The 19,937-nt window shown below is 37.9% G+C and carries 20 protein-coding genes; 9 read left to right on the forward strand and 11 right to left on the reverse strand.

Going from position 1 to position 19,937, the window contains the following annotated elements:
* The first annotated feature begins 68 nt into the window (after nt 1–68).
* The 8 genes from ACR1PO_RS20050 to ACR1PO_RS20085 all read left to right on the forward strand — a co-directional run bounded on the left by ACR1PO_RS20050 (nt 69) and on the right by ACR1PO_RS20085 (nt 6,591).
* Nucleotides 69–1,268 (forward strand): beta-ketoacyl-[acyl-carrier-protein] synthase family protein, encoded by a 1,200-nt coding sequence (locus ACR1PO_RS20050; RefSeq protein WP_433987942.1) that lies wholly within the window; start codon nt 69–71, stop codon nt 1,266–1,268.
* On the forward strand, nt 1,265–2,326 hold the full coding sequence (locus ACR1PO_RS20055; RefSeq protein WP_433987943.1) for a beta-ketoacyl synthase N-terminal-like domain-containing protein: 1,062 nt from the start codon (nt 1,265–1,267) through the stop codon (nt 2,324–2,326). Before ACR1PO_RS20050 ends, ACR1PO_RS20055 begins: the two co-directional genes overlap by 4 nt.
* 178 nt (nt 2,327–2,504) lie before the next feature.
* The gene (locus tag ACR1PO_RS20060; protein ID WP_433987944.1) at nt 2,505–3,260 is read left to right on the forward strand and encodes a polysaccharide deacetylase family protein; all 756 of its coding nucleotides are present in this window, start codon (nt 2,505–2,507) and stop codon (nt 3,258–3,260) included.
* Nucleotides 3,253–3,879 carry a flexirubin biosynthesis/transport protein LolA2 gene (gene lolA2 / locus ACR1PO_RS20065; RefSeq protein WP_332385544.1) on the forward strand — a complete coding sequence of 209 codons (627 nt, stop codon included), beginning with the start codon at nt 3,253–3,255 and terminating at the stop codon, nt 3,877–3,879. The genes ACR1PO_RS20060 and lolA2 overlap by 8 nt, the downstream gene beginning before the upstream one ends.
* A complete protein-coding gene (gene lolB2 / locus ACR1PO_RS20070) occupies nt 3,845–4,480 on the forward strand; it encodes a flexirubin biosynthesis protein LolB2 (protein ID WP_433987945.1) in 636 nt (211 codons plus the stop codon). Before lolA2 ends, lolB2 begins: the two co-directional genes overlap by 35 nt.
* A gap of 80 nt (nt 4,481–4,560) precedes the next feature.
* Entirely contained in the window at nt 4,561–4,941 is a 381-nt protein-coding gene (locus ACR1PO_RS20075; protein WP_332385542.1) for an ApeI family dehydratase, read from the forward strand.
* Nucleotides 4,938–5,414 (forward strand): hypothetical protein, encoded by a 477-nt coding sequence (locus ACR1PO_RS20080; protein ID WP_433987946.1) that lies wholly within the window; start codon nt 4,938–4,940, stop codon nt 5,412–5,414. Before ACR1PO_RS20075 ends, ACR1PO_RS20080 begins: the two co-directional genes overlap by 4 nt.
* Before the next feature lie 4 nt (nt 5,415–5,418).
* Nucleotides 5,419–6,591, forward strand: a complete 1,173-nt coding sequence (locus ACR1PO_RS20085; protein WP_433987947.1) for a DUF2062 domain-containing protein — start codon at nt 5,419–5,421, stop codon at nt 6,589–6,591.
* Nucleotides 6,592–6,643: 52 nt separating this feature from the next.
* Here ACR1PO_RS20085 and ACR1PO_RS20090 read toward each other — a convergent pair whose 3' ends face one another.
* The 9 genes from ACR1PO_RS20090 to flxA form a co-directional block, all read right to left on the reverse strand.
* On the reverse strand, nt 6,644–7,897 hold the full coding sequence (locus ACR1PO_RS20090; protein ID WP_433987948.1) for an alpha/beta hydrolase: 1,254 nt from the start codon (nt 7,895–7,897) through the stop codon (nt 6,644–6,646).
* A 7-nt stretch (nt 7,898–7,904) separates the two neighbouring features.
* Nucleotides 7,905–8,270, reverse strand: a complete 366-nt coding sequence (locus ACR1PO_RS20095; protein WP_433987949.1) for a hypothetical protein — start codon at nt 8,268–8,270, stop codon at nt 7,905–7,907.
* Nucleotides 8,267–9,955, reverse strand: coding sequence for a C45 family autoproteolytic acyltransferase/hydrolase (locus tag ACR1PO_RS20100; protein WP_433987950.1), 1,689 nt, complete (start codon nt 9,953–9,955; stop codon nt 8,267–8,269). The genes ACR1PO_RS20095 and ACR1PO_RS20100 overlap by 4 nt, the downstream gene beginning before the upstream one ends.
* 2 nt (nt 9,956–9,957) lie before the next feature.
* Complete coding sequence (locus ACR1PO_RS20105; protein ID WP_433987951.1) at nt 9,958–11,484, reverse strand: phytoene desaturase family protein; 1,527 nt, start codon at nt 11,482–11,484, stop codon at nt 9,958–9,960.
* 171 nt (nt 11,485–11,655) lie between these two features.
* Nucleotides 11,656–12,540: a lysophospholipid acyltransferase family protein gene (locus ACR1PO_RS20110; protein WP_433987952.1), complete on the reverse strand. Its 885-nt coding sequence runs from the start codon at nt 12,538–12,540 to the stop codon at nt 11,656–11,658.
* Nucleotides 12,541–12,655: 115 nt separating this feature from the next.
* Nucleotides 12,656–12,910, reverse strand: a complete 255-nt coding sequence (locus tag ACR1PO_RS20115) for an acyl carrier protein (RefSeq protein ID WP_034692469.1) — start codon at nt 12,908–12,910, stop codon at nt 12,656–12,658.
* Nucleotides 12,911–12,914: 4 nt separating this feature from the next.
* A complete protein-coding gene (locus ACR1PO_RS20120) occupies nt 12,915–14,135 on the reverse strand; it encodes a beta-ketoacyl-[acyl-carrier-protein] synthase family protein (protein WP_433987953.1) in 1,221 nt (406 codons plus the stop codon).
* Between the two features lie 106 nt (nt 14,136–14,241).
* Nucleotides 14,242–14,973 (reverse strand): flexirubin biosynthesis SDR family reductase FlxB, encoded by a 732-nt coding sequence (flxB, locus tag ACR1PO_RS20125; protein WP_332385534.1) that lies wholly within the window; start codon nt 14,971–14,973, stop codon nt 14,242–14,244.
* Between the two features lie 80 nt (nt 14,974–15,053).
* Nucleotides 15,054–16,574 (reverse strand): flexirubin biosynthesis tyrosine ammonia-lyase FlxA, encoded by a 1,521-nt coding sequence (gene flxA / locus ACR1PO_RS20130; protein ID WP_433987954.1) that lies wholly within the window; start codon nt 16,572–16,574, stop codon nt 15,054–15,056.
* Between the two features lie 98 nt (nt 16,575–16,672).
* On the opposite strand from flxA, the gene ACR1PO_RS20135 reads away from it, so the two are divergent.
* Nucleotides 16,673–17,929 carry an NAD(P)/FAD-dependent oxidoreductase gene (locus ACR1PO_RS20135; RefSeq protein ID WP_233334154.1) on the forward strand — a complete coding sequence of 419 codons (1,257 nt, stop codon included), beginning with the start codon at nt 16,673–16,675 and terminating at the stop codon, nt 17,927–17,929.
* Between the two features lie 32 nt (nt 17,930–17,961).
* Here ACR1PO_RS20135 and ACR1PO_RS20140 read toward each other — a convergent pair whose 3' ends face one another.
* A complete protein-coding gene (locus ACR1PO_RS20140; protein WP_332385532.1) occupies nt 17,962–18,570 on the reverse strand; it encodes a hypothetical protein in 609 nt (202 codons plus the stop codon).
* A gap of 73 nt (nt 18,571–18,643) precedes the next feature.
* The gene (gene flxY / locus ACR1PO_RS20145; RefSeq protein ID WP_433987955.1) at nt 18,644–19,936 is read right to left on the reverse strand and encodes a flexirubin biosynthesis putative acyl-CoA ligase FlxY; all 1,293 of its coding nucleotides are present in this window, start codon (nt 19,934–19,936) and stop codon (nt 18,644–18,646) included.
* Nucleotide 19,937 lies beyond the last annotated feature (1 nt).

A 19,937-nucleotide genomic window follows, 5' to 3' on the forward strand; every position in this document is an offset into this window, starting at 1 on the left:
CTAACAGGGTATCAATATAGCAATTATTGGTATTGTTAGATTGTTGCATTGTTATATGATTTAATACCATGAGTCAAAAAATTGCCATAACGGGAATGGGCATCATTTCCTCCATCGGAAACAATGTGGAGGAAAATTTTATTTCATTACAATCCGCAAAACATGGGATTTCAGATATCGAAATGTTTGAAACCCGTCACGCCGGATTCATTAAAACGGGTGAAATAAAATTATCCAATGAAGAGCTTGTACAGAAACTCCATCTTGATGAAGACAACAACGTCACAAGAACTTCTTTACTGGGTATGATTGCTGCGAAAGAAGCTGTAGAAAGTGCAGGAATTTCAGATATCAATGGTTACAGAACCGGCTTGATTTCGTCTACCAGTGTAGGCGGGATGGATATCACTGAAAAGTACTTCTACTCTTACGAAGACTTCCCCGAAAAGCAAAAATATATTGACGCACACGATGCCGGAAATTCCTCATTGGCCATTGCCGGTTACTTAGGATTAAAAGGCATGGTTTCTACCATCAGTACTGCCTGCTCATCAGCTGCCAATGCTATTATGATGGGTGCAAAACTGATTAAAAGCGGTGTATTGGACCGTGTGATTGTTGGCGGAGCAGATTCTCTTTCAAAGTTTACGTTGAATGGTTTCAATACCCTGATGATTCTTACAGATTCCTACAATACTCCTTTTGACAACAACAGAAAAGGACTGAACCTTGGAGAAGCAGCAGCTTTCTTAGTGCTTGAGTCCGAAGAAGTGGTCAGAAAAGAAAATAAAAAAGTCCTGGCTTATCTTTCAGGATATGGAAATGCCAATGATGCCCACCATCAGACCGCTTCTTCAGAAAACGGACAGGGTGCATTTTTAGCTATGCAGCAGGCTTTGAAAATCTCCGGTCTGGAAAAAGAAAATATAGACTATATCAACGTTCACGGAACAGCAACTCCTAATAATGATTTATCAGAAGGTATTGCCATGATCAGAATCTTTGGAGAAAACATGGTTCCTGAATTCAGCTCTACAAAAGCATTTACAGGACATACCCTGGCTGCTGCAGCAGGAATTGAAGCTGTATTTTCAATTTTAGCCCTGCAGAACAACGTTATCTTCCCTAACCTGAATTTTAAAACGAAAATGGAAGAGTTTGATCTTACTCCGGTAACCGAACTGAAAGAAAAGAACATTAATCATGTACTTTCCAATTCATTCGGATTCGGAGGAAACTGTTCCACACTAATTTTTTCAAAATCATGAGTACAGTATACATCAACAGTGCATCCTGTATCTCCGTTCAGGACACTTTAAACGAAAATATCCTTCAGAACCTTCAACCTGAGAATTCTTCAAACGTCCTTAAGGCTATAGAACCCAATTACAGGGAGTTTATTCCGCCTGCCATGATCAGAAGAATGTCCAAAACAGTAAAAATGAGTTCTGTAGCCTCACATTATGCACTGAAAGAAGCCGGAATTGAAAAGCCGGATGCCATTATTGTAGGAACCGGAATGGGCTGCTCACAGGATTCCGAAAAGTTCCTGAAAAACGTGATTGACAATCATGAAGAGTTTCTTACTCCTACTTTTTTCATCCAGTCTACCCATAACACGGTAGCAGGACAGATTGCTCTGGGCTTACAATGTCATGCTTACAACTTCACCTATGTAAATACTTCTTCTTCGCTGGAGTTTTCATTACTGGATGCCAAACTTCAGATTAATGACGGAGAAGCAGAAAATGTTCTTGTAGGTTCTACAGATGAGCAGACTGACAGAACAATGGAGCTTTACTGTTTAAATAACACCATAAAAAAAGAAGCAGATCTTCCCGCTGATTATCTGCATTCCACCACCAACGGAGTGATCTGGGGTGAAGGAGCCAGCTTTTTTGTTATAGGTAAAGATAAAACTGAAAATTCTTATGCCCAGCTTAAGAATATCCATATCAGCAACAAAGTTGAATTGAATGAAGTACAGGATTTTATCCGGAATTTTTTAGCCAAGAACAGCCTTTCAATTAATGATATTGATGCTGTTATTTTAGGATTCAGCGGGGATGCAGATTCAGATACTTACTATACAAAAGCGATGGATATCTTTCCGGATTCCGCACAGCTGTATTACAAGCATCTGAGTGGAGAGTTCAATACCGCAAGTGGTTTTTCAATCTTTATGGCCTGTCATATCCTTAAAGAACAGCAGATTCCGGAAGTGATGATGGTTAACGCAAAGAAAAAAGAAAACGTAAAGAACGTTCTTCTTTATAATCATCTGGGAGGTGATGATCACAGTCTGGTATTATTGGAAAAGGCATAATTGTTGAAATTGAAATTATACGGTCTATTTGTCATTCAGAGCACAGACAAAAGGTCTGCGAACAAGGTTCTGAAGTGAAGCGTGGAATCTAAATTAGAAATTAGTGTGGACTCCTACGGAGTGACAATGGTATACAATAAATATTACGGCTATAAAACTTGTAATAAAACAACCGGCAATGAAACACTATCCATTCATCCTGTTCTATCTTTTCTGTAACGTTTTTATTTATGCGTTCCATGGGAGTTTTTGGGTATATCTTTTTTGCTTTTTTGCTTTTTCTGCAGTAGTCGTCTGGGGTTCTTTTGATATTGAACTGGGATATTTTGTTAACAGTATCACCCATAAACGTACCCGAATTAAGGAAATTGCCCTTACTTTTGATGACGGACCTACTGAATTTACCCCTAAGTTTTTAGACCTGCTTAAAGAACATCAGGTAAAAGCCACCTTTTTCTGTATCGGGAAACAGATTGAAAAATATCCTGAGACATTTCAGAGAATTATTGCAGAAGGCCATACAATTGGAAATCATACCCTTTCACATTCCGGTTCCACAGGCTTTTTATCCACATCAAAAATGATTGAGGAAATTAAACGATGTGATGAAGTTATGAAAAATGCAGGCAATATCAGCACTGACCTTTACAGGCCACCATTCGGAGTGACCAATCCCAATATTGCGAAAGCGATCAGGAGAACCCGTAAAGTAAGCATCGGATGGAATGTACGTTCTCTGGACACCATCATTGACGATGAAAAGAAAATCTACAACAGAATAACCAAAGGCCTGAAAAAAGGCAGTATTATCCTCCTTCATGACAATTCGGAAAAGACCTTTCGCGTGCTGGCCAATTTATTAGTATTTTTGGAGGATAAAAAATATTCAACTTTTACTGTTGATACAGTTTTAAATTCAAATAGAAATGATTAAAAATATTGCTTTCGGAGCATTTTTACTGGTTTCAGGATTCTTTTCTGCCCAGAATACGGCAATGTCAGGAGCTGAAGCTAAAGCATTTGTGTCGAAGGTTTCTTCAGACACCAAAGAGATTAAAACTTTACAGAGTGATTTTACCCAGACCAAAAAGATGGATTTTCTGGATAAAAGTATTGTGACCTACGGCCGAATGTCGCTGCAGACACCCAATATGCTGAGCTGGAAGTATACAAAACCCTATCAGTACAGTATTGTTTTTAAAAGCAATAAGATCTACATCAATGATCAGGGGAAAAAGTCGTCTGTAGATGCGAAGAGCAAAACATTTGAAAAAATCAATAAGCTGATAGTGGGAAGTTCCAACGGAACGATGTTCAATGATCCTGAGTTTACCGTAACCTATTTTAAGAATGGGAATTACAATGTGGCGAAGTTTGTTCCTAAAACAACCCAATTGCTGAAATACATCAAACAGATCGAGCTGTATTTCCCTAAAAGCCAGTCTACAGTTTCCCAGGTAAATATGACTGAAGCTTCCGGAGATACCACAAATATTGTCTTCAAAAATACCAAGATCAATGCCTCCATTCCTGCGTCAGAGTTTTCTTTATAGCCTGATTCTGATCCTGGCTGTTTCCTGTAAAACCTATAGGTTAACAGAAGCAAAACCTGTTTCATCTTCTGAAAGAATGGTGGAAAACTTATATTTCTCTTCCGGTGAAGATTACGTGTATAAATGCCAGATGGATATTTATAAAAACCATGTGAGCGGTATTCTGATTATCAAAAAGCTGAATGAAACGACGCATCGTGTTGCTTTAACGTCAGATTTTGGGAATAAGCTGATTGATTTTGAAGTTTCAGACCATGATTTCAAACTGAATTATGTACTTCCTGATCTGGATAAAAAAATTGTCATCAACTTTCTGAAAAATGATTTCCAGCAGCTGCTGAAAAGACAATATCCGGTAAGCGAAAGCTTTGAGAATGGAAATGCTAAGATTTATCTTTCCAAAACTGATAATAAAATCTACTATTTATTCTTTAACAAAGAAAATAATTTGCTAAAACAGATTGTTTACACGAAAAATAACAATGAAAAAATCGATTTTACTTTTGATGCAAAAAAACCTATCTTCGCGGATAGCTTACAGCTGCAGCACAAGGACTTTAAAATCAATATAAAACTATTTCAAATAACTGAAACGGAATAATTTCCTCAGGAAAACTGCCCAAAATGAATGTAGCTTTCCGGAAAGAAACTGATGATATATTTAATCTTAAAAATAAGATCATGCAAACCATTCTTACAGACTTTTATACTTTAACATCATACGAGAAGACAGAGGACGGAAAGTTTACTGCTCATATCCATCTTAATAAAGACCACGATATTTTCAAAGGTCATTTCCCTGGAAATCCTGTCACTCCCGGTGTTTGTATGATGCAGATCATCAAAGAACTTACGGAGGAATTTACCGGTTCAAAATTATTCTTAAAAACAGCATCGAATGTAAAATTCATGGCAATCATCAATCCTTTTGAAACTCCGGATTTACAGCTCCAGCTTGATATTAATGAAGATAATGAGGATGTTAAAGTAAAAAACACAACTTCTTTTGGCGAGACTATTGCATTGAAATTGTCTGTAAGCTACAAAAAAATATCATCATGAAACTAATCCTATCATTCATAGCAGCATTTGTTTTTTTCTTTCAATCTGACCTTGAAACGCTGAGAAACAGCTATGCTAAGGCGAACGAATCCAATACCAATACCCAAAACTTTATTGATACTGCGGAAAAACAATCCGGTTCTGATGCTGTAACTGCCGGATATAAAGCAGCAGCAAAGATTATGGAGGCGAAAATTGCCAAAAGCAACAGAAAAGCTCTGGTAAAGACAGGCGCTACAAGTCTTGAAGGCATTATTAAAAGTAATCCTAACAATGCAGAGCTTCGTCTGATCAGAATGAGTGTTCAGGAAAATATTCCAAAGATCGTAGGATACCGCGGGAGCCTGAAGGATGATAAAGCTTTCCTGCTGAATAATTACAGCAAACAGAATACAGCTCTGAAGGGCTATATCAAAAGGTTTGCAATGCAGTCTAAAACTATTACAGAGGCTGAAAGAGCCACTTTAAAATAAAAAAATGTCCCTTGCTGAAGTACAAAATGCAATTTCTGAAAAGAAAATATGTGTTTTAATACCTACCTACAATAATGAAAAAACCCTGAAGAGGGTAATTGACGGTGTTCTTAACTACACCGAAAGTATTATTGTGGTCAATGATGGCTCCACGGATTCTACGCCACACATTCTTGCTCAATATCCTCAGATTACGGTAATCTCTTTACCGGAGAACAAAGGAAAAGGAAACGGGCTTAAAACAGGCTTCAGGGCCGCAAAGAAGTCAGGGTTTGATTATGCCATTACCATTGATTCCGACGGACAGCATTATCCGGATGATATTCCGGTATTTGTAGAAGCTCTTCTTCAGGAAAAAGAAGACGTTCTCCTGATTGGAAACAGGAATATGTCTCAGGATGGCATTCCAAAGAAAAGCAGTTTCGGAAACCGTTTTTCGAACTTCTGGTTCTGGTTTGAGACCGGTATAAAGCTGGAAGACACGCAGTCCGGCTACAGGCTTTATCCTTTGCATAACATTCCAAATAAATATTTTACCCCTAAGTTTGAATTTGAAATCGAAATCATTGTAAGAACTGCATGGAGGCATGTTCCGGTAAAGAATGTTCCGATCAGGGTTTTGTATGACCCTTCAGAACGGGTTTCCCATTTCAGGCCTTTCAAAGATTTTACCAGAATCAGTATTCTGAATACAATTCTGGTGACGATTACTTTATTTTATATTATTCCGAGAAACTTCGTGAATAATTTCAAAAAAAAAAGCTTTAAAAGATTCATACAGGAAGATGTCTTAGAAAGTGACGGGAGCAACCGTACAAAAGCATTTTCCATTGCATTGGGAGTATTTATAGGGCTTTCTCCATTCTGGGGATTCCAGACCCTTCTTGTGATCAGTTTGTCTGTGCTTTTCAAGCTCAATAAAGTCCTTGCATTTGTAGCCTCCAATGTGAGCCTTCCTCCTTTTATTCCTTTTATTATTGCCGCCTCTCTGTTTCTGGGGGCTCCATTTGTGAGTGGAGACAGTGATATCTTAAACCAGGATTTAAATTTCGAGCTGATCAAAAACAATCTGCTGCAATACGTTATCGGCAGTTTTATCTTAAGCACTACTTTTTCTGCGATTGCAGGAATAACTTCTTTTTTATTTTTGAATAAAGTAAGCCCGGAAAGCAATTAAAAAGCCTGAAACAAAATTCCAGGCTCATAAGATCAATGATCCAATTTTATATTTATTTGAGGATAAAATCTGTCAGGTCTCCCAAAAACTGCTCATCTACTTTTCCTTTTATTTCGTAGTCTTTTGGAGAAGGTTTACCGGAGCCTGCAATAAACAGATGGCTTAATTCAGGATAAAATTTAAAAACTGCTGCCTTGTTATTTTTCAGGGTTTGTTTCCAAAGATTGAAATCTTTCTCAGTTACCTGGTAATCTCTTCCTCCCTGTACAAACAGCATGGGTGCCTTGATTTTTTTCACTTCATTAAGTTGATTGTAATCCTTCAAATATTTCCAATACGCTGCAGACTGACCTAAAGGAAGTTCTGATGTAGGTGATTTAAAATTAAATTGGGATGAGTTTAAAAAGGCAACCTGCTTTTTTATTTCCTGAACAGCTTCTGCCGGAACATTCGCCTGGTCCAGAGAGTGAAGGTATTCGTACTGCTCCACTAACAGATCCTGCAAGGGTCTTGCATTCCCGGCCATAAAAACATATTTCGAAACCTGAGCCTTTTCTGCAATTTTTGGCATCAGATAGGCTCCCTGGCTGTGTCCAAGGATAACAATCTCATATCCTTTATACTCAGGATTATTTTTGAAATAAAGAGCAGCATTTACCGCATCATTAATGGTTTCATCTTCTACCGTAGATTTCTCGTTGAATGTTTCAGGGGAGGAATAGATCCTTTTATCATACCGGTAAGAAGCAATTCCGTGGTTGAAAAGATATTCGGCGATATCTTTAAAAGGTTTGTTTTCTCCTATTGTTTCGTCTCTGTCATGGGATCCCGAACCATGCACAAAAATCACCAGTCTCTTTTTATTATTGGAAGGGGGAACCAGAAGTGTCCCCTTAAGTTCAACAGCATCACTCTTTATCCTGAACTCTGTTTTCTCATCTCGTTTTTCAAATGTTTTATGAGGAACCAGGAAGAAACCCAGCAGTTTATTGTTCTCTCCAAAGGTAAGCTGGATATCCAGTTTTGTCTTTTCAAATTCGGTGTAGTAATAATAAATATTCCCTTCGTTATTCACTTCAAGGATATTTTTCAGTCCTCCAACCTGGCCCTGAAGCTGTTCCGGAATCGCTTTAAGCTGCTCCACAGGAATCTGGCCCGCTACCGAAGGATCAAAATAAGAATGTGCTTTTTCTATATTTTTATCCACCAGTAAAGCTTTAATAAAAGTATTTCCAATCTCTTTTCTGTCCTGAGAAAAAGAGAATAAAAAGCATACGACAAAGAACAGGGTCAAAAATTTTTTCATAAATTAATTATTTAAAAACCACATCCGAAAATGAAAGTGGCGTCATCATTATGGTAACAAATATCGCAATAATTACCAGAGCCAGCTGTGTGATATGATATGTTTTTTCTCTTTCATTTTCATTGATTTCAAAAGTAAACTTTATCTTATCCGGCCTTCTGATAATCAACCAGATAAAAATAAGGACAGCCAGGTTCATCAGCACCGGAAATACCAGAAATATTTTACTTCCGTAGTTGTCTTTCATATTTCCATACCCATGAATTGGAATGGTGGCAGGTATCGAATTGTAGACTGTACACAGGTACGCGGAATAGCAGATGATAATGACAAAAGGAACGCAGAACAGCAGCTTTATATATTTTGGGATCATTTCAGTTTGTTTAAAGTTTTCTTCAGGTATTTTTCTACATTTTTCCTGTCCGGAACCGTTGTAATTTCTTTCGTCAATGCTTTTTCAAATGCAATTTTTGCCTGTGAATATTCTTTTTTGCTAAAATAATATTTTCCGGATTGATAATACACCAACCAAAAGTCAGGATTCATGGCCTGATAGGAAGGAATAACATCATCTCCCAACAGTGTATTTTTATCATCGGCAGCCTCATTGATTTCTTTCCCATACATTTTAGACAGCTCATAGTTTTGGAATTCCTCAGAATCTGAGAAGGGATCTCTTTTAATATTGAGTTCTGTTTTAGCCCGGAGACTTTGCGGTAACGGATTTCCTGAAAAAATTTCATTCAGGTCATAGCAGACAAATTCCCCCAGCTGATAGGGACTGGAAGAAACCCAGACCAGTCTTTTCTGAGGCGAAAAGATAACAGCATGATGTGCCAGAAGCTGATTGAGTGCTTTTTCATTGCCATAACCAATCGGTTTATCTTTTAAGCCCGATCTGTTCCTTAAAATGGAAGCCATTTTTTCCGGAGTGATCTTTTTCTCCTCCTGCAAAAGTTCCTGCAGTTTTTCATACCTGTATTTTGAATGGCTTTCTTCGATATGTTTCTGATTTCTTTTGTCATCCTTATAGGCATCCGACTGAAAATGATTGGTGCAGAGAACCCTGCTGGTATTCTTCACTTTGTATACTCCGAAATTTTTAGGTGAGACCTCAATAATTACGGCATTTTTGTCTGCAGCACTTCCAACAAGAATAGATTCTGAAACGAAAACTTTCCTTTTTTTAGCAATATCAATCGCTTCATCTATATTTTTAGCATACTGAAGAATTTCTCTTGTAACAAGGGAGATAGGAGTCTTTGCCGTCAAAGGAATTTTTGATTTTCCGGCATTAATCGTTACGGTGATGCCTTCTTTATTCATCCCGGAAACCACACCGATCATTCCCGGCCAGCTTACCGACATGTAAGGAATTCCTTCTTCCGGCTGAACAAATTCTACCAGTTTATTTTTTGCAAAATCATCTCCCACATAAAAATCGAAATTTCTTCCAATCAGAAGATCTCCGTCCTCCGTATTTTCATTCCATACAGCAAGAGACGTACAGCCTACCATGGCCAGATCCTGCATGGCATGCCCGATATCGTGGGCTCCGTGCAGGTAAAGGTTTCTTAAATATTTGGGAGCAATAAAATCATACCGGTCAGATGAGTATTGTGACAAGCCGTATAATTCGGCCTGATAATCTTCTCTTACATTGAGGTACATTTTTCTGTTGTACCATTTTAAAAAGCCCCTTAATAGTCTTTGTTTAAATTTTGATGGAACGAATCCTTCCACTTTTGAGAAAAAGATTTCTTCCTGCTTCTGCATCAGCCTCTGCGTCAGTGCACCATTATTATAGCCAAGTTGCAAAGGATTTCCTTTGATGTAAAGCTCCCAGAGCTGCTGCTTATTTTTGGTAAGATAATTTTGATTGTAACTGAAAGTGCTGTCGTTGATTCTGTTTACTTCAGGAACCTCTAATGAGTATTGCTTTACTTCAGGAATATGATGAACAGACTTTGAAATTCCGCAGGATGTAAGTGAAAAACAAAGGGTAAGATAAAGAAGCGTTCTTTTACAGGATGAATATATGGTATTAGTTTTTTTCACTTTTAGTTTTTATTAATCATTTGTGCCAACCTCATATCTATTGTATCTTTTCCAAGAATCTCCGCACAGGTATTAAAAGCTCCGATGGTTACTCCTAAAATCCCGTGCATATTAACAGACTGTCCTGTCAGAAACAGATTATCAATTTTGGTACGGGGGGAAACCATTGTTTTAAGAGGATTTTCAGAACTTTTCATGTATCCGTACATATTTCCTTCAAAGTTTCCTATATAGTCCCTGTAAGATAACGGAGAAGAAGTGTATATTGTTTTGATGGCATGCCTTATGTTAGGAATTTTCTTTTCCAGCGCATCCAGCATTTTCTCGGTCTTTTCAAGCTTAAATTTTTCATAAGCTTCACCTCTTTCATGTTCATCTGCTACGGTATTGAAAGTATTTTCCCATTCTTTCACCTCCTCAAAATCCATATAGGAAATAGCGGTGAGGCTTTCTGCAAAATCAGGGTAATGTTTTGAAGGCGTGGATGAGAGCATATAGGTTTCCGGCCATGATTCTTTTTGGTATTGGCATGCATTCCACACCAGGTCTTCTGATGAGTAGTGATATCTGTTGTAATTAAAATTCGGAAGGCTGTGAGGTTTTAAAACCAGATAAACACTAAAGCAGGATGAAACCGGTTTCCAGCTTAAAACTCTGTTCAGAAAGGATTTCTTTAATCTTTCTTCGCCTATCAGCTTAATGGTGGAACGGATCTCAATATTGGAAATAAATTGTTTTGCGGCATATTCTTTTCCTGTCTTTGTTTTTACGGACGTCAATGCATTATTTTCATTAAAGACAAATTCAGAAACCTCAGAATGTTTGTGTACTTCTGCCCCATATTCGCGAAGTTTTCTGATCAGAAGCTTAGAAATCTGGCTGCCTCCTTTTACACATTTGTAGGCACTCTGGATATAAGAGTTTACTGTTAAGGCATGTACATAAAAAGGTACATTTTCAGAGTCTCCGGCATATAAAAAATTGGAACCCAGCAGAACCGACTGAAGTTTTTTGTTATGGGTAACAGATTCAATGAATCTTTTGGTATTGAGGTGCAGGATTTCTTCGTTGTAATGGTCTTTCCCTACCACATGATATCTTGGAAACTGGCTGCAGACATATTGAATCTCTTCGCAGTAGTTCTCAAGGTTTTCTTTTTCTTCGGGAAAGTATCTGGAAAGCTGCTCCACAAAATTCTGATAGCCCTGTGCGTGCGGATATTCTGTTTCATCATCACCGAAACTGATCCTGTCATACCCGTCTTCATCCATCAGCTGAAGCTCAAGATGATCCATAATTTCCAGGTAGGAAAAGAACTGATTCAGATTCTGCCCTTTGGATAAGCCTCCGAGATAATGGACTCCTGTATCAAAAATAAGCTTATCTCTTGAAAAGGTCTGCAGATTTCCTCCGTATTGGTTATTTTTCTCAAGAACGCATACTTTCATACCTTCTTTCGCCAAAATAAGAGCCGAAACAAGACCTCCCAATCCGCTGCCGATTACAAGTATGTCATATTCTTTCTTCAAAAGAGAATGTGCTTTAATATAATTAAGAAACAGGGAATTTAAGATATTTAAAGCTTACTTTGTCTTGTAAGCAAAGAAAATTTTCGGAAATATTTTTTAATCATCTTAATTCTCGGTACATCTTAATGGTTTTAGTTTTTCGTTAGTTTTTACGGGATAAAAATAGAAAAATTAATCAACATCATCCCAAAAATCAAAATAATTGAACCATTGAAGGGGGTATTTTTTCACCATAGCTTCAAGATTCTGTACATAAGACTGTAAAAGCCCCTGCGAATCACGGTTTTTGATATTCTGAGCAATCCTGGCGTAAAGATGATAATGAAGATTATTTTCTTTCATCACATAAACATAGACAACAGGCACTCCCAATCTTGAGGCAATCAAAAACGGGCCAGCCGGAAATTTTGCGTTTTTCCCCAAGAGTTCTGCTTCCAGATATTTGGATCCCTCAAAATACCGGTCTCCGGTAAAACAGATCAGTTCATTTTCGGATAAAGCCTTGTTGATCTCAAAGATATGCGACATATCGTCTTTAACATAAATGAACTTGATGTTACTCTTCTTTACAGCAACACTTTCCAGATATTCTTTTATCACCGTCACTTCCTGATCTGTGGTCACCAGATTGATCTGGCAGTCGAAGTCGATATCCGCAAAGAAGTGTTCTGCAATTTCAAAATTACCGATATGCGCACTGATCAGTACGCCTCCTTTTTTAGCTGCTAAAAGGTTTCTGAGGTTTTCAATACCGTCAAATTCATAGGTGTATTTTTCTCTGAGTCCGGCAGAGATCGCTGTTTTATCAATCAGAACTTTTCCGAAGGTAAAATAGCTTTTAAAGATGGAAGCTTTAGATTTCCAGTATCCGTAATTCAGCCTTTTCCGGAAGTAATAAAGAATATATTGGTTGCTTTTTTTCTGAAACAGAGAATAATAAGCTGCTACAAAATAAAGCACTCCGTATGAACTTCTGATTCCGATATTTCTAATACACCAGACGAATATCCTGTATCCGAGCACTGTTCCTTTAGATTTACCTTTCCACTTGTTCATAATCCAGTTTAATATAACAGAGAACCAATGTAATCATACCTTGTTGTGTTCATTACTGAAGCACTGTGATATTATTACATTGGCACATTTTATAGAATAAAGATTGACTCAATAACTAAGCGTTTTTTTCAGCAATCTTGTGTTCAATCGTTGTATAGAAATCATCAAATGTTACCATTTTCTTGAAATCTGCTTCTCCTAATTTCACCCCGAAATTGGATTCGATCACGACTACCATGTCGATATAATCCAGGCTGTCCAAGCCCAGTGTATTTTTAAGGTTGGCATCATTACTGATTTCGTCTCCGTCTACCTCGAATTCGTTTACCAGAAAATCATTAACGATAGCAACAATTTTTTCCCTTTCCATGTTTTTAATCAAATTTTTTAACTATTAGTGCAGAATTGGTTCCCCCAAACCCAAAAGAATTCGACAAAAATACATCAATTTTTTGATTTTTTGTTTTTGTGACCAAATTTATCTTTTGTGCCTCATTATCAGGATTTTCCAGATTAATATTCGGAGCAACGAAATCATTCTGCATCATCAGAATGGAGTAGATAACTTCACTTGCACCCGCCATCCAGCATTCATGTCCGGTCATGGATTTGGTAGAACTTACCGGAACCTCGCTACCGAAAATTTCATAAATAGCTTTTGCTTCATTGGCATCACCAATCGGGGTAGAAGTTGCATGAGCATTGATATAATCGATATCTGAAGCGTTTAATCCTGACTGCTTTAATGCTCTGTCCATGGCCAGAGCAGGGCCGTCTACATTCGGTGTGGAGATATGACCTCCATTTGAAGAAAAACCATAACCGATAATTTCAGCAATAACGGGTACTCCTCTTCTTTGAGCGGATTCCAAGCTTTCCACAATCAGGGTGGCTGCACCTCCGCTTGGAATCAGCCCGTCTCTTCCTGAATCGAAAGGTCTGGAAGCTTTTGCAGGCTCATCTTCTCTGACTGAGAATACTCCCAGTCCGTCAAAGCTCGCCATGGAATATTTGTTGGTTTCCTGAGCTCCTCCACAGATGATCATGTCCTGAAAACCATTTTTGATCATCATATAAGCCAGTCCCAATGAGTGCGAACCGCTTGCACACGCTGCACTGATGGTAAGATTGATCCCTTTCAGCTTAAAGATCGTAGAAAGGTTCATGGTTACCGTTGAGTTCATTGATTTAAAGATCGCTCCCGATCCCATCAATGTTGTATCTTTTTTTTCCCTTGCAATATCGATAGATTCTACAACAGCCTGGGAAACGCTGTCATTTCCGTATAAGATTCCCACTTCATGGGCATCCAGGAATTCTTCGTCCAGATTCGCCTGCTTCAATGCATCAATGGTAGCCAGATAGGCATATTCGCTTTCTTCTCCCATGCTGACACGCTGGCGCCTGTTCAAAAGATTTTTAAGATCCGGTTTTGGAACCACACCAGTAAGACCTGATCTGAAACCAAATTCTTTTCTGTCCTGATCTAAAACAATACCGGATTTTCCTTGATATAGGGATTCCCTGACCTCTTCTAAAGACGTCCCGATGCAGGAATAAATTCCCATCCCGGTAATTACAACCCTATTTTCCATTTGTTTATATTGAATTTAACAATGTATCAGTCTAGCCATGTAACAATATTTTCATTAACATCAATCAACATTGGTACACCGATACATTGGCATATTGTTAGATTATTTATGAGTAAATTCCTCCGTTAATATTAATCACTTCCCCTGTAATGTAGGATGATTTTTTAGATGCTAAAAATGCGACAAGATCTGCCACTTCTTCTGCTTCTCCGAATCTGTTGGCCGGGATCATTGCTTTCAGCTCTTCTTCATTGAATTCCTGAGTCATATCTGTTTTGATAAAACCTGGAGCTACCGCATTTACGGTAACATTTCTTTTGGCAACTTCCTGTGCAAGGGCTTTTGTAGCACCTACCAAAGCCCCTTTTGCGGCCGAGTAATTCGTCTGGCCGGCTGTTCCTTTTACTCCGGATACTGAAACCATATTGATGATTCGTCCGTATTTGTTGCGAAGCAGCTTTTGGATAAAGAAATTGGTCACATTGAAAAATCCGTCCAGACTGGTATTGATTACACTGTTCCAGTCTTCTTTCTGCATCCACATAAAGAGACCGTCTCTTGTGATTCCCGCATTATTGACAATCACTTCTACTACTGCATCAGGATTTCTCTCCTGCCATGCTGTTAAAACAGCCTGTGTTTCTTCGGTATTCCCTACATCAAATTTAAGGATTTCTCCCGTAGCCCCAAGTTCTTCCACTTTAGCCAATGTTTCTTTGGCTGCGGTTTCGTTTGAAGCGTAGTTGATAAGGATGTGATAGTTTTTCTCTTCAGCCAGTTTTATACAGATTGCCCTCCCGATCCCTCTGGAGCCTCCTGTTACAATTGCACATTTCATGCGTTAGTGTTTATATCGTTTTTAGTTTTTTTAATTGATGCCGGATATCTATTTTAGAGACAATCCATAACAGCTAATAGTTACATTCCTTTCAGATATTCCTTTACTTCTTCCAGATACGGATACATCACCATATCGTCTGAGAAGGCAGGAATAATTTTTCTGATTTCGTCATACAATTCTTTTGTAGATGATGAAACCTTATCCTGGAATCCAAGATATTCAATAGCCTGAATGATGGTAATCGCTTCAATGGCCAATACTTCAAAAGCATTTTCAATTACTTTTCTGCAAATCACTGCTGCATTGGTTCCCATACTAACGATATCCTGATTATCATTATTGTTCGGAATACTGTGAACATACATAGAATTTGACAGCATCTGACTTTCTGCCGTAGTGGAAGTTGCTGTAAACTGCACGCCCTGCATCCCGAAATTGAAACCTAATTTACCCAAATTTACAAAAGGCGGCAAAATTTCATTGATCTTGGCATTCAGAAGATAGTTCAACTGTCTCTCAGCGAGCATTGTCAATTTGGTAACCACAATTTTAAGCTTGTCCATTTCCAGGGAAATGTAATCTCCATGGAAGTTTCCTCCATGGTAAACATGCTGATCTTCAACATTGATAATCGGGTTATCATTCGCTGAATTGATCTCATTTTCAAGAACTTTTTCCGTATATTCCAGCGTGTCCAGTACCGGACCTAAGATCTGAGGAACACATCTTAAAGAATAATATTCCTGAACTTTCTCCTTAAATACTTTTTCCTGCTCTTCAAAGTGTGTATAAAGATGATCTTCTCTTTTTCTGATCAGTTTACTGTCCGCCAGATGAGCACGCATTCTTTCTGCCACTTTCTGCTGGCCGTAATGCCTTTTTGTTCCGTTCAATGCTTCTGACAGGTGATCATCATAAGCCTGTACAATTTCATTGATTGCACACGAAAGTCTGAGGGAAATATCTGTCAGCTGATTGGCTTTATAAGCATTTACAATACCGATTCCGGACATTACGGAAGTTCCGTTCATCAAAGCAAGACCTTCCCGGATCTCTACTTTTATCGGTTCTAAGCCTTCTGTTTCAAAGACCTCTTTGGTTGATTTTTTTTCTCCTTTATAAAATACTTCTCCTTCTCCGATCAGGACCAAAGCCAGATGGGCAAGCTGAACAAGGTCTCCGCTTGCTCCTACCCCTCCGTGTTCAAATATCAACGGAATAATATCCCTGTTGATGAGCTCCTGAAGAAGGTAAATTACAGACTGGTGTACTCCTGAATTTCCCAGTGACAAGGTATTCAGTCTCGCCAGCATACATGCTTTTACCTCTTCCGCAGGTAAAGGATTTCCGATACCTGAAGAATGGCTTCTGATCAGGTTATACTGGAGCTGGTGTGTATCTTCGTCACTGATCTTGAACTGAGCCATCGGGCCGAAGCCAGTGTTCACACCGTATATTACTTTATTTTTTGAAAACTCTTTTAAAAACTGAAAACTTTTATCCACTCTTGATAAAAGCGATTCATCCAGTTCTATTTTTTCATTCTCAATGATAATTTTTTGAAAGTCTTTCAGTTCTAAAAAGTTATTTATTTTCATCAATTAAAAGTAATAGTTGATAATTTTGTAAAATATTAATTATTTGTCACTAATTTTGCGGCAAAGATAAAAGTTATTATTAAAATAAAAAATCAAAGATGAGCAAAGAATTTGTTGACGTTCTTGTAATCGGAGCCGGACCTTCCGGATGCGTGTCTTCTTCATACTTAAAGAAGAATAACGTCAACGTGAAAGTAGTCGAAAAAACAAAATTTCCCAGACTGGTAGTGGGAGAAAGCTTAATTCCGAGGGTAATGGACCACTTTGACGAGGCCGGACTTTTCCCTGCATTGGACAAAATGGGCTTTGAAAAGAAGCTTGGTGCGCGTTTTCTTCGCGGTGACGAAATCTGCATTTTTGATTTCAGCAACAAATTCGGGGAAGGCTGGGACTGGACATGGCAGGTTCCCAGAGCTGATTTTGACAATACGCTTGCTCAGGAAGTGATTAATAAAGGAATTGATCTTGAATTTGAGACTGAAGTTATTGATATTAAGTTTGACGGAACAGATTCTGTGACTACAGTAAGAAATAAAGATGGAGAAACGAAAGAGATCCACGCTAAATTTGTTATCGATTCCAGCGGTTATGGAAGAGTATTGCCCCGTTTACTGGACCTTGAAAAACCTTCAAAACTATCTCCCCACTCTGCTATTTTCTCTCATGTACATGACATTAACAGGGAGCCTGGAGAGGAAGGAACTTTAATTTCTTTTGACATCATCGAAACAGAAGTATGGCTTTGGGTCATTCCTTTTTCTAACGGAAACACAAGTTTAGGGATTGTAGGCCCTACTGAATATATTGACAAGTTATCTGAAAACGGAGATACCACTGAAGCCTTAAAAAAAGCAATCTCTCTTTCCGATTATTATGTAAAGCGTTTCGGGAATGTAGATTTCCTTTTTGAACCAAGACATTTGAAAGATTATTCCTGCTCGGTAAAAAGTTTATTTGGAGACGGATTTGCTTTAACGGGAAATGCATCTGAATTCCTTGATCCTGTTTTCTCTTCAGGAATGGCTTTTGCCACAGAATCAGGAATGCTGGCCGCCAAACTTGCCTTGAGACAGCTTAATGGAGAAAAAATTGACTGGCAGAAGGAATACACAGACTATATTTTATATGGAGTGGATGTTTTCACTACCTATGTAAAAGAGTGGTATACCGGAAATCTTCAGGAGTTATTCTTTCATCAGCCGGAAAATCCTGATGTAAAGAAAAAGATATGTGCAGTTTTAGCGGGTTATGTCTGGAACAAAGACAATCCTTTCGTAAAGAAACATGATACAGTGATTAAAAATCTTGCGAACCTCATCAAGCTGGAAAAACAGGAACAACAAAATCAAGCATAAAAAAACGGTCTGAAAATTCAGACCGTTTTTTGTTATTTTAAAGATTTTTTGATTTCTCTTCCCAAATACCTTCCGGCAGATTCATAAGCTGATGCTATTCTTCCATACTCCATTACAAATTCTTTATTTTGCACAAATTTATCAAACTTTTTAAGTTCTATTTCAGCTAAAACTGTAGAAGGATTATTGGTTTCCACCAGTTTTATTTTCCCGGTTATTTCGGCAGTCATTGCTGTAATTCCGGCATGCCAGCCAGGAAAAATCCAATTTGTCTCTACCAACAGGGTATATTTTGCGGCTGCATCTTTTTTAAATGAAATATTTTTGTAAGTTTTATTCAGTCCTTTTGCGAAATAATCCACATAATATTCCTTTTTGTATTTTTCCCATTCTTCAATCCATTTTTTCCAGGCTTCTTCGCCTCTTTTAGGATTTTCAATAACTTGTTTTTTTCTGTTTTCAAGGTACTGAGCTTCTGTAATATTTTCTTTCATAAATAATACATTCTCAAATTTTACCTCAACATTTACTTCGGTCTGATCTTTCAAAACCCCCAGACTTCCGGCAACTATTTTCATTTTCTCCTGTCCGAAAGCTGTTGTCATTATAACTAAAAAGACCAGCAATAATAATTTTTTCATAGGGTATTAGCTTTTATTTTAAGAACCCAAAGATATTATAAAAGAAAGTTCTATTGACTCTTTATTTTAAATTTTATCTCAAATCAATAAAAGTAATAGGTTTCCTGCTGCTTGGATTAAAAACTGTTTTAGACAGAATATCAAAATCAATAATTTCAATTTTCGGGCTTACTCTTAGTTTGGCCCGGAAGTGATCTCTTACTTCATTTACAAAGGTTTCATGCTCTTCTTCTGTGCTTAATTTGATGATAATTTCATCTAGTCCAATTTCGTTGGCCTGAATAACAATCTGATAGCATAAGATATTGTTGAAATCATTCAGGATATCATTCATTGCCGGTGGATACAATGTTGTTCCCTTATATTTGATCATCTGCTGTTTCCTTCCTATCACAGGTCCTAACCTCATCGTATTTCTTCCGCACTGACATGGCTCATGGTGAGCTTTTACAATATCTCCTGTTTTAAATCTTAATAAAGGAATGGCTTCCACCCCTAAAGTTGTAATGGTAAGCTCCCCGCTCTCTCCTTCTTTTATGGGATTGCCTTCATCATCCAGAATTTCTGTGATGATCAGCTCCGGATGGTGATGTCCTCCGATCTGGAACTCACATTCTGTAAAAGCGGTGCTCATCTCGGTAGAAGCATAGGTGGAAAAAAGTTTGATATCCCACTTTTCTTTGATCTTCTGTGAAAGGATATTATCTGTAAAATCCTGATTTTTGATACTTTCTCCAATACATACGGCTCCATACACGCTTGAATTTTTATAATCCAACCCATGTTTTTCGGCATAGTCAATCATTTTCAAAAGAAAAGAAGGCACTGTAATCAGGTATTTCGGTTTGTATCTGAAAATAGAATCCCACTGCAGTTCAGGAATTCCCGGTCCCATTCTCACCACGCTTGCCCCCATTTTTCTTAAGCCTAAAAAATAAGCAAGTCCTGCCATAAAACGTTTGTCGATGGTTGTAATCATCTGCACAACATCTCCTTTCTGAATTCCTGCACAGGCAAATGATATGGCTTCATTGTAAGCAAGTCTTTCAAGATCACCATCAGACAATCCGAATGTCACAGGATCTCCCAATGTTCCGGAAGTGGTACTGTAATCAACAATTTTATCAGGTGCTATGCAGAAAAAATCATGATTATGCTGCTGAAGATCATTCTTTGTGGTGGTAGGAATCTTCTGAAGATCTTCCAACGTAAGAATATCGGCAATATTAATATTATTTTCTTTAAACAGCTTCTGATAAAAAGGCGAATGGCTTTCCAGGTAAACCAAAAGCTCATGAAGTTTTACTTCCTGAAATTTTTTGATTTCCTGAATCCCTGCTTTCTCAATTGACGGATGAAATTCCAAT

Origin of the sequence: Chryseobacterium amylolyticum (assembly GCF_051011775.1) — a bacterium.
Lineage (GTDB): Bacteria > Bacteroidota > Bacteroidia > Flavobacteriales > Weeksellaceae > Chryseobacterium.

What these genes read in the sequence shown, in the direction of transcription:
- ACR1PO_RS20050 (WP_433987942.1), top strand. Translation starts at nt 69, where the DNA reads ATGAGTCAAAAAATTGCCATAACGGGAATGGGCATCATTTCCTCCATC.
- ACR1PO_RS20055 (WP_433987943.1), top strand. Translation starts at nt 1,265, where the DNA reads ATGAGTACAGTATACATCAACAGTGCATCCTGTATCTCCGTTCAGGAC.
- ACR1PO_RS20060 (WP_433987944.1), top strand. Translation starts at nt 2,505, where the DNA reads ATGAAACACTATCCATTCATCCTGTTCTATCTTTTCTGTAACGTTTTT.
- lolA2 (WP_332385544.1), top strand. Translation starts at nt 3,253, where the DNA reads ATGATTAAAAATATTGCTTTCGGAGCATTTTTACTGGTTTCAGGATTC.
- lolB2 (WP_433987945.1), top strand. Translation starts at nt 3,845, where the DNA reads ATGCCTCCATTCCTGCGTCAGAGTTTTCTTTATAGCCTGATTCTGATC.
- ACR1PO_RS20075 (WP_332385542.1), top strand. Translation starts at nt 4,561, where the DNA reads ATGCAAACCATTCTTACAGACTTTTATACTTTAACATCATACGAGAAG.
- ACR1PO_RS20080 (WP_433987946.1), top strand. Translation starts at nt 4,938, where the DNA reads ATGAAACTAATCCTATCATTCATAGCAGCATTTGTTTTTTTCTTTCAA.
- ACR1PO_RS20085 (WP_433987947.1), top strand. Translation starts at nt 5,419, where the DNA reads ATGTCCCTTGCTGAAGTACAAAATGCAATTTCTGAAAAGAAAATATGT.
- ACR1PO_RS20090 (WP_433987948.1), bottom strand. Translation starts at nt 7,897, where the DNA reads ATGAAAAAATTTTTGACCCTGTTCTTTGTCGTATGCTTTTTATTCTCT.
- ACR1PO_RS20095 (WP_433987949.1), bottom strand. Translation starts at nt 8,270, where the DNA reads ATGATCCCAAAATATATAAAGCTGCTGTTCTGCGTTCCTTTTGTCATT.
- ACR1PO_RS20110 (WP_433987952.1), bottom strand. Translation starts at nt 12,540, where the DNA reads ATGAACAAGTGGAAAGGTAAATCTAAAGGAACAGTGCTCGGATACAGG.
- ACR1PO_RS20115 (WP_034692469.1), bottom strand. Translation starts at nt 12,910, where the DNA reads ATGGAAAGGGAAAAAATTGTTGCTATCGTTAATGATTTTCTGGTAAAC.
- ACR1PO_RS20120 (WP_433987953.1), bottom strand. Translation starts at nt 14,135, where the DNA reads ATGGAAAATAGGGTTGTAATTACCGGGATGGGAATTTATTCCTGCATC.
- flxB (WP_332385534.1), bottom strand. Translation starts at nt 14,973, where the DNA reads ATGAAATGTGCAATTGTAACAGGAGGCTCCAGAGGGATCGGGAGGGCA.
- flxA (WP_433987954.1), bottom strand. Translation starts at nt 16,574, where the DNA reads ATGAAAATAAATAACTTTTTAGAACTGAAAGACTTTCAAAAAATTATC.
- ACR1PO_RS20135 (WP_233334154.1), top strand. Translation starts at nt 16,673, where the DNA reads ATGAGCAAAGAATTTGTTGACGTTCTTGTAATCGGAGCCGGACCTTCC.
- ACR1PO_RS20140 (WP_332385532.1), bottom strand. Translation starts at nt 18,570, where the DNA reads ATGAAAAAATTATTATTGCTGGTCTTTTTAGTTATAATGACAACAGCT.